This window comes from Streptomyces sp. NPDC048182, from assembly GCF_043202555.1.
In the GTDB taxonomy this organism is placed as follows: Bacteria; Actinomycetota; Actinomycetes; order Streptomycetales; family Streptomycetaceae; genus Streptomyces.
The window spans coordinates 138,442-151,889 of record NZ_JBIDAQ010000003.1 but is presented as its reverse complement, the minus strand read 5'-3'; the positions used below and the strand labels follow the sequence as shown (position 1 = coordinate 151,889).

The window sequence follows — 13,448 nt, the reverse complement described above, 5'->3', positions numbered from 1 at the left end:
GGCGGGCGCGCCGCGGGCGAGGAGGAGATGGCCATGGCCGGGTCGTCGGAACGGGCCGAGACGGGCACGGGGAGCGAGCAGCGCGTGGGCCTGCTCAACGGTTTCGCCGCGTACGGGATGTGGGGCCTGGTCCCCGTCTTCTGGCCGCTGCTGAAGCCGGCCGGGGCCGGTGAGATCCTCGCCCACCGGATGGTGTGGTCGCTCGCCTTCGTCGGCGTCGCCCTGCTCTTCGTCCGGCGCTGGGCCTGGGCCGGGGAGCTGCTGCGCCAACCGCGCAAGCTGGCGCTCGTCGTGGTGGCCACCGCGGTCATCACCGTCAACTGGGGCGTCTACATCTGGGCCGTGAACAGCGGCCACGTCGTGGAGGCGTCCCTCGGGTACTTCATCAACCCGCTCGTCACCATCGCGATGGGCGTGCTGCTGCTGAAGGAGCGGCTGCGGCCGGTGCAGTGGGTGGCGGTCGGCACGGGCCTCGCGTCCGTGATCGTCCTGGCCGTCGGGTCCGGGCACCCCCCGTGGATCTCGCTCTGCCTCGCCTTCTCCTTCGCCACGTACGGCCTGGTGAAGAAGAAGGTCAACCTCGGCGGCGTGGAGTCGCTGGCCGCCGAGACCGCGATCCAGTTCCTGCCCGCGCTGGCCTACCTGCTCTGGCTGGGGGCGCACGGCGACTCCACCTTCACCACCGAGGGCGCCGGGCACTCCGTGCTGCTCGCCGCGACCGGTCTGGTCACCGCGCTGCCGCTGGTCTGCTTCGGCGCGGCGGCGATCCGGGTGCCGCTGTCCACGCTGGGGCTGCTGCAGTACCTGGCGCCGGTCTTCCAGTTCCTGCTCGGCGTCTTCTACTTCGGCGAGGAGATGCCGCCCGAGCGGTGGGCCGGGTTCGTCCTGGTCTGGCTGGCGCTCACGCTGCTGACCTGGGACGCGCTGCGCACCGCCCGCCGGACGGCGCGGGCCCTGCGGGAGGCGCGGGCGGGGGTGGCGGCCTCGTCGGCGCGGGCGGCGGCCTCGTCGGCGGCGGCGCCGGAGGCGTCTCCGGCGGTGGCGTCGGTGGAGGCGGTTACGTCCGTGGAGGCGGTCGCGTCCGTAGAGGCGGTCGCGTCCGTGGAGGCTGTGGCGTCGGCGCGGGCTTCCGGGGAGGCGGATGCGGAGGCGACGGGCGCTGCGGGCGGGCGGTCGTAGCGACGCTCGGCGAATCGGCCGCCCTCGCGGGCCGCGAGCCGCTTGGATGACGGCATGACCGAGACACCCGGCTCACCCGCCGCCGCCGCGCAGCCCGTCCACTTCAAGATCGTGGTCGACGCCGCCGACCCGCACGCGCAGGCCGACTTCTGGGCCGCCGCCCTGCACTACGAGGTGGAGGACAACGGCGCCTTCATCGACCGACTGCTGGCCGCGGGCGCCGCACCGGCCGAGCTGACCGTCGAGTCCCACGGGCGCCGCGCCTGGCGGGACCTGATCGCCGTGCGGCACCCGGAGGACCCGTACCAGGAGGACACCGGCACCGGCCTGGGCCGACGGCTGCTGTTCCAGCGCGTCCCCGAGCCCAAGACCGTCAAGAACCGGATCCACCTCGACCTGCACCCCGGAACGGACCGGCGCGCGGCGGAGGTCGCCCGCCTGGAAGGGCTCGGCGCGAGCGTCGTGCGGGAGGTGAGCGAGTTCGGCGCGGAGTGGGTGCTGATGCGGGACCCGGAGGGGAACGAGTTCTGCGTGCACTGACCGTTTATCGACGACCAGCTGACCGGATAGCGGTCTTGACGGGGGGTCAGTCCCGGCCACACCATCCAGGCACCCCATTCACTGTGGCCTACCCACCCCAGGGAAGCCCTAGGAATCCGGAGCCCCCCCACACATGAAGCTCCCCGTCTCCTTCTCCGGACGCACGGCGGCGGCCGGTGCCGTCGCCGTCGTCACGCTGGTCACCGGCGGTACCGTGGCCGCCGCCGACTCCGCCGGGACCGCCGTCGCGGCCGCCCCCGACATACCGATAGCCAACGTCAAGGCGCACCTCGCCCAGCTCCAGTCGATCGCCACGGCGAACGGCGGCAACCGCGCCCACGGCCGCGCCGGCTACCAGGCCTCCCTCACCTATGTGAAGGGCAAGCTGGACGCGGCCGGATTCACCACCACCGTCCAGCAGTTCACCGCCTCCGGGCGCACCGGGTACAACCTCGTCGCGGACTGGCCGGGCGGCGATCCGAACCAGGTTGTCATGTCTGGCTCACACCTGGACAGCGTGACCGCGGGCCCCGGCATCAACGACAACGGCTCCGGCTCCGCGGCCGTCCTGGAGACCGCCCTCGCCGTGTCCCGCGCCGGCTACCACCCCGCCAAGCACCTGCGCTTCGCCTGGTGGGGCGCCGAGGAGCTGGGCCTGGTCGGCTCCAAGTACTACGTCAACAGCCTCAGCTCGGCCAACCGCGCGAAGATCAAGGACTACCTGAACTTCGACATGATCGGCTCCCCCAACCCCGGCTACTTCGTCTACGACGACGACCCCGTCATCGAGAAGACGTTCAAGGACTACTTCGCCGGCCTCGGCATCTCCACCGAGATCGAGACCGAGGGCGACGGCCGCTCCGACCACGCGCCCTTCAAGAACGCCGGCGTCCCCGTCGGCGGCCTCTTCAGCGGCGCCGACTACCGCAAGACGTCGGCGCAGGCGGCCAAGTGGGGCGGCACGGTGGGCCAGCCCTTCGACCGCTGCTACCACGCCTCGTGCGACACCTCGGCCAACATCAACGACACGGCCCTGAACCGCAACGCGGACGCCATCGCCTACGCGGTGTGGGGGCTGTCGGCCTGAGCCGAGCCGCCCCGCGGCCCCTCGAGAACGCCCGCGCCGCCCGTCACTCCGCCCGGGCGGCGCGGGCCCTTTCGGTGAGGCGGCCCATGCGGGTGCGGGCGGACTCCAGCGGCTCGGGGTCCTCGGCGGCCGGGCCCCCTCCGGCCGCCAGTTCCTCCCACAGGGCGACCAGCTCACGCCCCAGCTCCAGCCCCAGGGCCGGTTCGCGCACCGCGCGCCAGGCGGTGGCCGCGCTCCGCACGTTGCCGTACGCCGCCTCGGCGTCGCCGGCGCGGTGGTGCACGGCGGCCAGGTCCAGGGAGAGGCGGAAGGCGCGCCGCGGGTCGCCGGAGAGGTAGGCGATGTACGCGCTCAGCTCGCGCAGCCGGCACACCTCCGGGTGCTCGGGGCCGAGCGAGCGCGCGGCGTCGGCCACCGTCGCCTCCGCCAGCCGCGCCGCCTCCTCCGTGCGGCCCTCCCTGACCGCCTCGCCGATCCGCGCGGTGGGCCCCGCGAGAAGCGCGTGCGCGGTGATCGGCCCGTCCCCGAGCACGGCCTCGGCGACGGCGTCGAACCCGCGGGCGGGGGTGGGAGTGGCCCGGGGGCCGGGACCGGCGGCCGCCTCGATGAGGGACATGGGGCCGAACGCGGTCATGAGGTCGGGGTCCTGGGCGGGGGCGGGTTCCTCGGCACGGGCTGCTTCCTCGGCGGGAGCCGGTGTCTCCGCCGGACGCGGCTCCTCCCCCTCCGGGGGCGGTTCCTCGGCGGGTGTCGGCGCGGACGCGGGTTCGGGCACGGGACTGACTTCGGGCGCAGCCGCCGGGGCGGATGCGGGCGCCGCTCCCGAGACCGCGGACGGCCCGAGCATGATCGTGGCGTCGGCAGGCACGGGCGCCGTGGGCGCGGGCCACGCTCCGGACTCCGCCTTCGCCGGAACCGCCGCCGGAGCCACCGCAGGAACCGCCACCGCATCGGCCGCCCGGGCCGATCCGCGCACGGCGTCGTAGGGGCCACGCACCGCCCGAGGACCCGGCCCCGGTATCTCCGCCATCCGCGGCGGCGGGCCGAACGCCCCCTCCGGCGCGCCCACCGTGCCGGGCGCCGGGACGACCCGCAACGCGCGCGCGGCCGGTGACGGCACCGGCTCCCCCGCCAGGTGACTCGCACCGTCCGGGTCGACCCGCAGCGGGACGGCGTAGCCGACGCGCTCGTCGTGGATCGTGGCCAGCACGGGACGCCCGGCGGCGAGGGCGAGGCGGTGCAGGTGGTCGAGGACCGCGTGCTGGATCTCCTCGCCGGGGGCGGTGACGAGCGGCGAGCCGTCGACGGTCGCGCCGGGCGCACCGGCCCCGGCCGCCCCGGTCGCCCCGGACACGCGGACGACGAGGGGCGCCTCGTCGGCGGCGGCCGACAGCCCGGCCGGCCCACCGGTCCGCTCCTTGTCGCGGCTGAGTCGAGACATCGCGCCCCCGTTCGTGTTCATCTGCTCCCGAGTCTCGCCGCCTCCGCACGCTGCCGGGGTCACCGCGCTGTCACAGGCTCGTTCCAGAGGCCATGGGCCCCGCCCCTCACAGCCGCCCCGCCACCCGGACCAGGTCCGCGACCGCGCGCAGCCGGCTCTGCGCGGGCCAGGCGACCACCGTCGTCACGGGCGGCGCGTCCAGGACCGGTACGGCGACGAGGTCCCGGCGCAGATCCGCGCCGGCCGACTCGGGGACCGTCACCGTGGCGCGGCCCAGCGCGATCAGCTGGAACAGCTGGGTCAGGTTCCGCACCTCCACCCCCGGCCCCTCCGGGAGGCTGCCGTCGGGACCGGGCCAGCGGGCCATCGGCAGCTCCGGCAAGGCGCTGACCTCGGCCAGGCGCAGCGCCGCGCGGCCGGCGAGCGGGTGGGAACCGGGCAGGATCGCCACCTGCCGCTCGGTGTGCAGCACCTCGTAGTCGAGCCCGTCCGTCGCGTCGAACGGCAGGTGCAGCAGCGCCACGTCGGCCCGCCCGTCCCGCAGCGCACGCTGGTGCTGGTGCGCCTCGCAGAGCATGAGGTCGACGGTCGCGGCGCCGGGCTCGGCGCGGTAGGCGTCCAGCAGCTTGGCCAGCAGCTCCCCGGCGGTGCCGGACTTCACGGCGAGGACGATCAAGGGGCGTTCCCGCGCGGCCTCCCGGGTGCGCCGCTCGGCCGCGGCCACCGCGCCGAGGATCGCCCGGCCCTCGGCCAGCAGCACCGCGCCGGCCGGGGTGAGCGCGACCCTCCGGCTGGTGCGCTCCAACAGGATCACGCCGAGTTCCCGTTCGAGCCGGGCGAGGGCGCGGGACAGCGGCGGCTGGGCGATCTCCAGCCGCTCGGCCGCCCGGCCGAAGTGCAGCTCCTCGGCGACGGCCACGAAGTACCGCAGCTCGCGCATCTCCATGCGTCCACGGTAGCCACGCCGGGCGGCCGATCGATGCCGTTCGGGCATCGCAGCGGGACCGGGAGGGTGTTGGTGCCGGCCCCCGGCGCGGCCATGCTCGGGGGCATGAGCGAGCAGACCGTCGCGCTGGTCACCGGCGCGAACAAGGGAATCGGGTACGAGATCGCGGCCGGCCTCGCCGCGCTGGACTGGCGCGTCGGCATCGGCGCCCGGGACGAGCGGCGCGGGGCGGAGGCCGTGGCGAAGCTGCGCGCGGCCGGCGCCGACGCCTTCGCCGTGCCCCTGGACGTCACCGACGACGAGAGCGTGGCCGCCGCGGCGCGGCTGGTCGAGGAGCGCGCCGGACGCCTCGACGTGCTGGTCAACAACGCGGCCGTCGCGGGCGGCGGACCCGAGGACCCGACCGCCCTCGACGTGGAGAACGTCCGGCGGCTGGTCGACACCAACGTCCTCGGCGTCATCCGCGTCACCAACGCGATGCTGCCGCTGCTGCGGCGCTCGGCGCACCCCCGCATCGTCAACCAGTCCAGCCACGTCGCCTCCCTGACCCTCCAGACCACACCCGGGGTCGAACTCGGCGGCGTCAACGGCGCGTACACACCGACGAAGACCTACCTCAACGCCGTCACCATCCAGTACGCCAAGCAACTGAACGACACCCCCGTCCTGATCAACAGCGCCTGCCCCGGCTACGTCGCCACCGGCCTGAACGGCTTCAACGGCACCCGCACCCCAGCCGAGGGCGCGGCGATCGCCGTCCGGCTGGCGACACTGCCGGACGACGGCCCCACCGGCCGCCTCTTCGACGACAGCGGGGTCGTGCCCTGGTGACGAGGGCAGGGCTCTCGGAACCTCCCCTGGACACGTAAATGCATGTGCATATACTTACCGGGCGGCAGGGCGCGCTCACCGCCCGCCCGCCGTCCGACCTGGGAGGCCCCATGACCCGCCGATTCCTCTTCGTGCTGGGCAGCAGCCGCGCCGACGGCAACACCGAACTGCTGGCCCGCCGTGCCGCCGAACAGCTGCCCTCCGACGTCGAGCAGCAGTGGATCGACCTGGCCACGCACCCGCTGCCCGAGTTCGCGGACCTGCGGCACGACAGCGACCACCGGCGCCCCGAGGAGGGCAACCTCGGCCTGGTCCTCGACGCCACCCTCGCCGCGACGGACGTCGTCATCGCCTCGCCCCTGTACTGGTACTCGGTCTCCACCCTGACCAAGCGCTACCTCGACCACTGGTCCGGCTGGCTGCGCACGCCCGGCGTCGACTTCAAGGCGACCATGGCCGGCCGCACCCTGTGGGGCGTCACCGCGCTCGCCCACGAGGAGCCGGAGGTCGCCGAGCCGCTGATCGGCACGCTCAACCACTCGGCCGCCTACCTGGGCATGCGCTTCGGCGGAGTGCTGCTCGGCAACGGCAGCAAGCCCGGCGACGTACTGCGCGACACCGCCGCACTGGCAGGCGCCAAGACCTTCTTCGCACAACAGGCCCCGCTCGCCCGCTTCCCCTATCAGCAGCCGGCCGCCGCCTAGGCGGTGACGTCCTTGGTGGTGAAGCGGGCCCACGCGGCGGAGCCGAAGACCGCCGCGTACAGGGCCTGGAGGCCGAGGTTGCGTATCAGGTCGTCCCAGTAGACCGGCTCGCGCATCAGGTCCGCGAAGGACAGCCAGTAGTGCGAGAAGAAGTACGGCCCGAGCGCGTCGAGCTGGGGGATCTGGTCGAGGATCTGGACGGTGATCAGCAGGCCGACCGTGGTCGCCATCGCCGCGATGCCGCTGCCGGTCAGGGTGGAGACGAACAGCCCGAGCGCCGCCATCCCGACCAGTGAGGCGGCCACCACCAGGGCGATCAGCAGGGCCCGCCCGAGCCCGTCGGCGTAGCTGATCCGCGTGCCGGAGATGGTCGTCAGGTCGCCCAGCGGGAACAGCAGCGCACCGACCGCCAGTGCCGAGGCCGCCACCACCAACGTGGCGGCCAGGCAGAAGGAGAGCACCGTCGCGAACTTGGTCAGCAGCAGGCGGGTGCGGCCGGCCGGGGCGACCAGCAGATAGCGCAGGGTGCCCCCGCTCGACTCGCCGGCCACCGCGTCGCCCGCCACGACGCCGACGGCCATCGGCAGGAACACCGGCAGCGTCGCGGCGAGCGCGCTGAAGACCAGGAACAGGCCGTTGTTGCTGATCTGCGCGAGGAACGCCGGCCCCCCGCCGCCCTGCCCGCCGGCCCGGTCGCCGCCGCCGACGGTCGAGCCGTCGCCGGTCTCGATCCGCACCGCGATCCCGATCAGGACCGGCACGGCGGCCAGCACCGCCAGCAGGGCCAGGGTGCGCCAGCGCCGGAAGGTGATCAGCAACTCGCTGCGCAGCAGCCCGAGCGACCACAGCGGGCTCACCGGCCGCCCGGCACCGGCCACCGCGCCGGCACCCTTCGCCGCGGCCGGCCCGGCGGCGACCGCGTCGGCCGCCGTGGACTCCGCCGCGGCCCCCGGCGCCTCCGTACCGGCCCGCGTCTCAGCCCGCGACATCGAAGCCCTCCCCCGTCAGCGCCACGAACGCGTCCTCCAGCGAGACCCGTTCCACCCCGAGGCCCCGGACCCGGACCCCGGCCCCGACCAGCGCCGCGGTCACCTCGGCGAGGTCCCCCTCCGGGGGCTCGGCGGTGACCCGGCCCTCGGAGGGCGTCACATCGACGGCACCCCGCTCCTTCAGGATCCGGGCCGCCTCCCCCGTGTCCGGGGTGGTCACCACCAGCCGGCCGCGCGCCCCGGCCGCCAGGTCCGCCACCGACCCCTGGGCGAGCAGCCGGCCTCGGGCCATCACCGCGGCGTGCGTGCAGACCTGTTCGATCTCGTCCAGCAGGTGGGAGGAGAGGAAGACGGTCGTCCCGTCGGAGGCCAACTCGCGCACCAAGGCCCGGATCTCCCGCATGCCCTGCGGGTCGAGACCGTTGGTCGGCTCGTCCAGCACGAGCAGGCGGCGCGGCTGGAGCAGGGCCGCCGCCAGACCGAGCCGCTGCTTCATCCCGAGCGAGTACGCCTTGGCCTTCTTGCCGGCCGCGGCCGTGAGGCCCACCCGGTCCAGGGCCGCTCCGACGCGGGCGCGCCGGGTGCGGGGGTCGGCGGTCGGATCGGCGGCGTCGTAGCGCAGGAGGTTGTCGCGGCCGGACAGGAAGCCGTACAGCGCCGGGCCCTCGATCAGCGCGCCGACCTGGGGCAGGACGGTGCGGGCGGCGCGCGGCATCGGCCTGCCGAGGACCCGGGCCGTGCCCGAGGTCGGCTCGATCAGGCCCATCAGCATGCGGATGGTGGTGGTCTTGCCGGAGCCATTGGGGCCGAGGAAGCCGAAGACGCTGCCCGCCGGGACCGTGAGGTCGAGGCCGTCGACGGCGAGCTGCCCACCGCGGTAGCGCTTGGTGAGGGCGCTGGTGGCGATGACGGCCTCGCCCGGGTCCCCGCCGCCCGTGTCCGCGACGCCCGGGTGTCCGGCACGCGGGTGTCCGGCGTCCGTGGCGGACGGTCCGTCCATCGGGTCCCCTTCTCTGGTCCTGCCCACGGCCTCCCGCGCGGCCCGCGGGACGGCTACTGCGCGGCGTCGGCCGCCTTGATCAGGGCCTCCTTGGTGACCATGCCTGCATAGAGCTTGCCGTCGTCCGTGATCAGGGCGTTGACCAGGCGGGTCTTGAACACCGTGCCCGAGCCGAAGTCGCCCTTGACCTGGTCGCCGAGGGAGCCCAGGAAGCCGCCGAGGTCGCCGCCCGCGCCGGCGCCGGCGCCGGGGAGACCCTGGCCGCCGGTGTCGGCGGTGGCGATCGCGTTCCATCCCTTGCCTATGACCTTCAGCCCGTCCAGGTCACCGCCGGGGGCGCCCGGGGTCGGCGCGTGGTGCTCGGGGAGCTTGGGTGCCTCGGGGAGCTTGGGAGCCCCGGGGCCCTTGGCCGGTGCCTCGTCGGCCTCGGTCACCTTCGCGCCCTTCGGCGGGGTGAAGTCGAACGTCGAGGCCGCCGGACGGTCGAAGCTGACCTTGGTGAAACCGGCGTCCACGACGGCGGCGCCGCCGCTCGCCGGGGTCAGCGTGAACTTCAGGGGCAGCCCGGTCTTCGCGTCCACGGCCACGCTGATGGCGCCGACCGTGGAGCCCTTCTGCTCGGGCTTGATCACCAGCCGGTAGGCGTCGCGCCCCGCCACCTGCGCCGTGCCGTCGACCTTGACGGAGGTGGTGCCGTCGACGGCCTTGAGGGCCTGCTCGGTGAGGTCCTTCGGCGTGGCCGGTGCCTCCTTCTCCGGGCGGGCGGCGCCCTTCTGGTCAGGAGCGGTGGAGTGGAAGACCTCGTTGGACGCGCTGTCGTAGCCCCAGACGTCCTTGCCGTCGTGGATCAGGCTGTACTCGGCGGCGTTCTCCAGCAGGGAGAGCTTCTGCCGGTCGGGGCCGTCGGCCGCGACGCGCAGGGTGTGGGTGCCCGACACCAGCTCGGTGAGCTTGGCCGAGGGGTCGGCCGCCGAGCCGGCGCCGCCCGCGGAGGGGCCGCCGGAGAGCATGCCGTCGGCGAGGCCACCGAGGTCCGGCAGGCCGAGGTCGGTGCTGATGCGCACGGTGCCCGACAGCTGCTGCACGTCGGAGGCGGCGATCTTCTCGATGAGCTGCTGCGCGGTGACCTCGGGGAGGTCGGGGTCACCGGAGTCGGCGAGCGCGGGGACCAGGCCGATCGTGGCGGCCGCCACCCCCAGCACCGCGACCGGCACCACGTACCGCGTGGCCTTGCGCCGCCGCGCGCCTCGGTCCTCGTCGCTCGCGCCCGTGCTGTGGTCGTGGTCGTCGTGGGAATCGAACGGTGCCATGTCTGCCCTACCTCCGTCGTCGGCGGCGGCTGTTCCGCGAACGCGCACGGGTCCACCCGTGAGCCGCCATTCTCACCCGAATCGGTGAGGAGTGGTGTTTTTCCGTGGTGTCCATCTGACCAAATCGGCGCCGAGGATGCGTCACCCCGCGGAGCCAACTGCGCGGGCTCCGCGTACTCCTGGGGTATGACGCGACGCGCCGTCACCTACCCGGCGGGAGGTAGGGGACGGCGCGCGGGGCAGGAAAGCGAAGGGCTCAGCCGGCCCGGTGGACCACCGCGTCGCACAGCTCCACCAGCGCGGTCTTGGCGTCGCAGTCCCGCAGCGGGGCCAGCGCGGAGCGGGCGTCGCTGGCGTAGCGGACGGTGTCCCGCCGGGCCTGCTCCAGGGCGGGGTGCGCGCGCAGCAGGCGCAGCGCCTCGGCGTGCCGGGCGTCGTCGGTGAGGTCGGAGTCCAGCAGCTCGCACAGCGCGCGGTCCTCGGCGAGACCGAGCCGCTCGGCCCGCTCGCGCAGCCGCAGCACCGGCAGGGTCGGGATGCCCTCGCGCAGGTCGGTGCCGGGCGTCTTGCCGGACTCGTCGGAGTCGGAGGCGATGTCCAGGACGTCGTCCGCGAGCTGGAAGGCGACGCCGAGCCGCTCGCCGTACTGGGTGAGCACGTCCACGACCGTCTCGTCCGCGCCCGACATCATCGCGCCGAACCGGCAGGAGACGGCGACCAGTGAGCCGGTCTTGCCGCCGAGCACGTCCAGGTAGTGGTCGACCGGGTCACGGCCGTCCTGCGGCCCCGCGGTCTCCAGGATCTGGCCGGTGACCAGCCGCTCGAACGCCACGGCCTGCACCCGGACCGCCTCGGGCCCGAGGTCGGCGAGGATCTGCGAGGCGCGGGCGAAGAGGAAGTCTCCGGTGAGCACCGCGACGGAGTTGCCCCAGCGGGTGTTCGCGCTGGCCACGCCGCGCCGCACGGCGGCCTCGTCCATCACGTCGTCGTGGTACAGCGTCGCGAGGTGGGTCAGCTCCACGACCACGGCGGAGGGCACCACGCCGGGCGCGTAGGGGTCGCCGAACTGGGCCGCGAGCATCACCAGCAGGGGGCGGAACCGCTTGCCGCCGGCGCGCACCAGGTGCTGGGCGGCCTCGGTGATGAAGGGGACCTCGCTTTTGGTTGCCTCGAGCAACCCTTCCTCGACAGCCACCAACCCGGCCTGGACATCGGCCTCCAGAGCCTGGTCCCGCACGCTCAGCCCGAACGGCCCGACGACGGTCACGAGGGGTCTCCTGTCTGCTGGTGTCTTCTGGCGATTACCCGGCTTGTCGATAGGTCGCTGCCACCACTCAAGTCAGCGTATCCGGTCACGTTTCGATCACCGCCAGCGCCCACCGTTACAGGCCGGTCGGTATCGGATCATGCGCGGTATGTTTTTGATCAAGGCATATGAGCAGACATCGACCGACATCCCCGGGGGTCGAGATCCCGCCACCGAGCGGATGTCCGCCACCTCCGGCCGATTGGCGACTAGTTGGGATGTATGCCTGTTTTGCGGCTCTCGTGACCGCCCGTGAGTTGGCTCACTCGGCCGGACCGGGCGGCCAGCCGCCCCTCCGCCGCGCCCGGCCTTGACCCGTAAGCGAGTTGACCCTTGGCGTACGCAAAGGATCAAGTCCACCAAATACCCCAGTTCAAGGTCAACAGGGCCTTTGGGTGATTCCTGCACTTGTTTCGGACATGTGCTCTCGCATACGTTCCCGGCCTGTCAGGCGGACGCCGAATCCTGCCACCGCCCGACGCACTCACATCCACTCGACACTCGCCGGCAGGAGCGGGGGACCCAGGTAAGTCGCCGCGCCCGGTCATCGCCGGAGCGGCTCGGGGTGAAGCCGTGCCCGTCAGGGCCCGGCCGGGCACCTCCCCGCCCGAACCCGACAGCTCACCTCGCAGGCGTAAGGAGAGGGACACACCATGTCTGCCAACGGTCAGAACCGTCGGACCCGCCTTGCCCGCAAGCTCGCCCTGGCCGGCACCGGCGTCGCCGTGCTCGCCATGCCGATCGTCGGAGCCGCCACCGCCTCCGCCGCCACCCCGGCCGCCAAGACGGCCACCACCGCGTCGGTGGCCTACCCGAACAACCTCGACGGCTGGATCCGCGAGTCGCTCGCCGTGATGGCCCAGCACGGCATCCCCGGCACCTACGACGGCATCCACCGCAACGTCATCCGCGAGTCGTCCGGCAACCCGCTGGCCATCAACAACTGGGACATCAACGCCATCAACGGCACCCCGTCCAAGGGCCTGCTCCAGGTGATCGACCCGACCTTCCAGACGTACCACGTCGCCGGCACGTCCTGGAACTCCTACGACCCGGTCGCCAACATCACCGCCGCCTGCAACTACGCGGCCCACCGCTACGGCTCCATCGACAACGTCTTCAGCGCCTACTGAGCAGACGCTCACTGAAGACCCGCTCGAGGACGACGGCCACGCCGTCGTCCTCGTTCGTCGTGGTGACCTCGTCGGCGACCGCCTTCAGCTCCGGGTGGGCGGCGGCCATGGCGACGCCGTGGGCCGCCCACTGGAACATGGGCACGTCGTTGGGCATGTCGCCGAAGGCGATCGTCCGCCGCCGGTCCACGCCCAGCCGCTCGGCGGCCAGCGCCAGGCCGGTGGCCTTGGTGACGCCGCACGGCTGAAGCTCCACGGTGCCGGGGCCGGACATGGTGACCGTCGCGAGCGAGCCGACCACCGACCTGGCGGTCGCCGCCAACTCGTCGTCCGGCAGGCAGGGGTGGCGCAGCAGCACCTTGCTGATGGGGGCGGACCACAGATCGTCGCGCCGGCCGACCCGCACCGCGGGCAGCGTCGGGTGGGGCATCCGGTAGCCGGGCTCGACGAGCGTCAGCCCGTGGACGCCGTCCTGGTCGACCGCGGCGTACACCTGGCCCACCTCGGCCTCGATCTTGCCGAGCGCGGTCTCGGCCAGTTCCCGGTCGAGCACGGCCGACCACAGCAGCCGGTGCGCGCCGGCGTCGTACACCTGCGCGCCCTGTCCGCACACCGCGAGCCCCGTGCAGCCGAGCCGGTCGAGCAGGGGCCGGACCCGGGGCGCCGGACGCCCGGTCACCACCAGGTGCAGCCCGCCCGCCTCGGCCACCCTCCCGAGCGCGGCCAGCGACCGTTCGGAGACGGTGTCGTCGCCGCGCAGCAGGGTGCCGTCGAGGTCGGTGGCGACGAGGGAGTACGGAGGGGTGCGGTCCATGATCAGAGAATACGGACACCGCCCCCGCCGGAACGGGCCGCGACCGCTTCCGCACACGGAAGTACGCGGACGTCCGGGCGGCCGTACGAGCCGGGTCCTGGCCCGCACGATCATGCCCGCTCCTGCGCGCTCCTGGCCGCTTGCGCGCCGAGGCCGGCACGCCGCCGG

13 protein-coding genes and 1 riboswitch are annotated in these 13,448 nt (G+C 73.8%); of the genes, 6 read left to right on the top strand and 7 right to left on the bottom strand.

The features are described 5' to 3' along the window. Positions 1 to 33 precede the first annotated feature (33 nt). From rarD to ACGFZL_RS06690, 3 genes are all read left to right on the top strand, one after another. Positions 34 to 1,179: an EamA family transporter RarD gene (gene rarD / locus ACGFZL_RS06700; protein ID WP_393689880.1), complete on the top strand. Its 1,146-nt coding sequence runs from the start codon at positions 34 to 36 to the stop codon at positions 1,177 to 1,179. A 54-nt stretch (positions 1,180 to 1,233) separates the two neighbouring features. After that, positions 1,234 to 1,719, top strand: a complete 486-nt coding sequence (locus ACGFZL_RS06695) for a VOC family protein (protein ID WP_393689878.1) — start codon at positions 1,234 to 1,236, stop codon at positions 1,717 to 1,719. A 133-nt stretch (positions 1,720 to 1,852) separates the two neighbouring features. Next, positions 1,853 to 2,806: a M28 family metallopeptidase gene (locus ACGFZL_RS06690; protein WP_355167472.1), complete on the top strand. Its 954-nt coding sequence runs from the start codon at positions 1,853 to 1,855 to the stop codon at positions 2,804 to 2,806. A 43-nt stretch (positions 2,807 to 2,849) separates the two neighbouring features. Here the strand turns inward: ACGFZL_RS06690 and ACGFZL_RS06685 are convergent, their stop codons facing one another. Both ACGFZL_RS06685 and ACGFZL_RS06680 read right to left on the bottom strand, forming a co-directional pair. After that, positions 2,850 to 4,247 carry a tetratricopeptide repeat protein gene (locus ACGFZL_RS06685; protein ID WP_393689876.1) on the bottom strand — a complete coding sequence of 466 codons (1,398 nt, stop codon included), beginning with the start codon at positions 4,245 to 4,247 and terminating at the stop codon, positions 2,850 to 2,852. A 106-nt stretch (positions 4,248 to 4,353) separates the two neighbouring features. Beyond that, complete coding sequence (locus ACGFZL_RS06680) at positions 4,354 to 5,193, bottom strand: LysR family transcriptional regulator (protein WP_393689874.1); 840 nt, start codon at positions 5,191 to 5,193, stop codon at positions 4,354 to 4,356. Between the two features lie 93 nt (positions 5,194 to 5,286). Here ACGFZL_RS06680 and ACGFZL_RS06675 point away from each other — a divergent pair, with 93 nt between their 5' ends. Both ACGFZL_RS06675 and ACGFZL_RS06670 read left to right on the top strand, forming a co-directional pair. Further along, positions 5,287 to 6,024 carry an SDR family oxidoreductase gene (locus ACGFZL_RS06675; protein WP_393690187.1) on the top strand — a complete coding sequence of 246 codons (738 nt, stop codon included), beginning with the start codon at positions 5,287 to 5,289 and terminating at the stop codon, positions 6,022 to 6,024. A 110-nt stretch (positions 6,025 to 6,134) separates the two neighbouring features. Continuing rightward, positions 6,135 to 6,728: an NAD(P)H-dependent oxidoreductase gene (locus tag ACGFZL_RS06670; RefSeq protein ID WP_355167465.1), complete on the top strand. Its 594-nt coding sequence runs from the start codon at positions 6,135 to 6,137 to the stop codon at positions 6,726 to 6,728. On the opposite strand, the gene ACGFZL_RS06665 is transcribed toward ACGFZL_RS06670, so the two are convergent. The 4 genes from ACGFZL_RS06665 to ACGFZL_RS06650 all read right to left on the bottom strand — a co-directional run bounded on the left by ACGFZL_RS06665 (position 6,725) and on the right by ACGFZL_RS06650 (position 11,294). After that, positions 6,725 to 7,717 (bottom strand): ABC transporter permease, encoded by a 993-nt coding sequence (locus ACGFZL_RS06665; protein ID WP_393689871.1) that lies wholly within the window; start codon positions 7,715 to 7,717, stop codon positions 6,725 to 6,727. The genes ACGFZL_RS06670 and ACGFZL_RS06665 overlap by 4 nt on opposite strands. Next, positions 7,704 to 8,717 (bottom strand): ABC transporter ATP-binding protein, encoded by a 1,014-nt coding sequence (locus ACGFZL_RS06660; protein ID WP_393689869.1) that lies wholly within the window; start codon positions 8,715 to 8,717, stop codon positions 7,704 to 7,706. Before ACGFZL_RS06660 ends, ACGFZL_RS06665 begins: the two co-directional genes overlap by 14 nt. A gap of 53 nt (positions 8,718 to 8,770) precedes the next feature. Then, the gene (locus ACGFZL_RS06655; RefSeq protein ID WP_393689867.1) at positions 8,771 to 10,027 is read right to left on the bottom strand and encodes an outer membrane lipoprotein carrier protein LolA; all 1,257 of its coding nucleotides are present in this window, start codon (positions 10,025 to 10,027) and stop codon (positions 8,771 to 8,773) included. Between the two features lie 256 nt (positions 10,028 to 10,283). Continuing rightward, entirely contained in the window at positions 10,284 to 11,294 is a 1,011-nt protein-coding gene (locus ACGFZL_RS06650) for a polyprenyl synthetase family protein (protein ID WP_393689865.1), read from the bottom strand. 531 nt (positions 11,295 to 11,825) lie between these two features. Then, positions 11,826 to 11,982, top strand: a riboswitch (cyclic di-AMP (ydaO/yuaA leader). A 4-nt stretch (positions 11,983 to 11,986) separates the two neighbouring features. Between ACGFZL_RS06650 and ACGFZL_RS06645 the strand changes: the two genes are divergently transcribed. Further along, on the top strand, positions 11,987 to 12,466 hold the full coding sequence (locus tag ACGFZL_RS06645) for a transglycosylase SLT domain-containing protein (RefSeq protein ID WP_355167455.1): 480 nt from the start codon (positions 11,987 to 11,989) through the stop codon (positions 12,464 to 12,466). Here ACGFZL_RS06645 and ACGFZL_RS06640 read toward each other — a convergent pair. Further along, positions 12,453 to 13,280, bottom strand: coding sequence for an HAD family hydrolase (locus ACGFZL_RS06640; RefSeq protein ID WP_393689862.1), 828 nt, complete (start codon positions 13,278 to 13,280; stop codon positions 12,453 to 12,455). The two genes, ACGFZL_RS06645 and ACGFZL_RS06640, sit on opposite strands and share 14 nt — an antisense overlap. Positions 13,281 to 13,448 lie beyond the last annotated feature (168 nt).

Bases quoted from the DNA above. Each gene is read 5' to 3' on its own strand.
- ACGFZL_RS06675 (WP_393690187.1), top strand. From the start codon at position 5,287: ATGCTCGGGGGCATGAGCGAGCAGACCGTCGCGCTGGTCACCGGCGCG.
- ACGFZL_RS06695 (WP_393689878.1), top strand. From the start codon at position 1,234: ATGACCGAGACACCCGGCTCACCCGCCGCCGCCGCGCAGCCCGTCCAC.
- ACGFZL_RS06640 (WP_393689862.1), bottom strand. From the start codon at position 13,280: ATGGACCGCACCCCTCCGTACTCCCTCGTCGCCACCGACCTCGACGGC.
- ACGFZL_RS06660 (WP_393689869.1), bottom strand. From the start codon at position 8,717: ATGGACGGACCGTCCGCCACGGACGCCGGACACCCGCGTGCCGGACAC.
- ACGFZL_RS06670 (WP_355167465.1), top strand. From the start codon at position 6,135: ATGACCCGCCGATTCCTCTTCGTGCTGGGCAGCAGCCGCGCCGACGGC.
- ACGFZL_RS06680 (WP_393689874.1), bottom strand. From the start codon at position 5,193: ATGGAGATGCGCGAGCTGCGGTACTTCGTGGCCGTCGCCGAGGAGCTG.
- ACGFZL_RS06655 (WP_393689867.1), bottom strand. From the start codon at position 10,027: ATGGCACCGTTCGATTCCCACGACGACCACGACCACAGCACGGGCGCG.
- ACGFZL_RS06690 (WP_355167472.1), top strand. From the start codon at position 1,853: ATGAAGCTCCCCGTCTCCTTCTCCGGACGCACGGCGGCGGCCGGTGCC.
- ACGFZL_RS06665 (WP_393689871.1), bottom strand. From the start codon at position 7,717: ATGTCGCGGGCTGAGACGCGGGCCGGTACGGAGGCGCCGGGGGCCGCG.
- rarD (WP_393689880.1), top strand. From the start codon at position 34: ATGGCCGGGTCGTCGGAACGGGCCGAGACGGGCACGGGGAGCGAGCAG.
- ACGFZL_RS06645 (WP_355167455.1), top strand. From the start codon at position 11,987: ATGTCTGCCAACGGTCAGAACCGTCGGACCCGCCTTGCCCGCAAGCTC.
- ACGFZL_RS06685 (WP_393689876.1), bottom strand. From the start codon at position 4,247: ATGTCTCGACTCAGCCGCGACAAGGAGCGGACCGGTGGGCCGGCCGGG.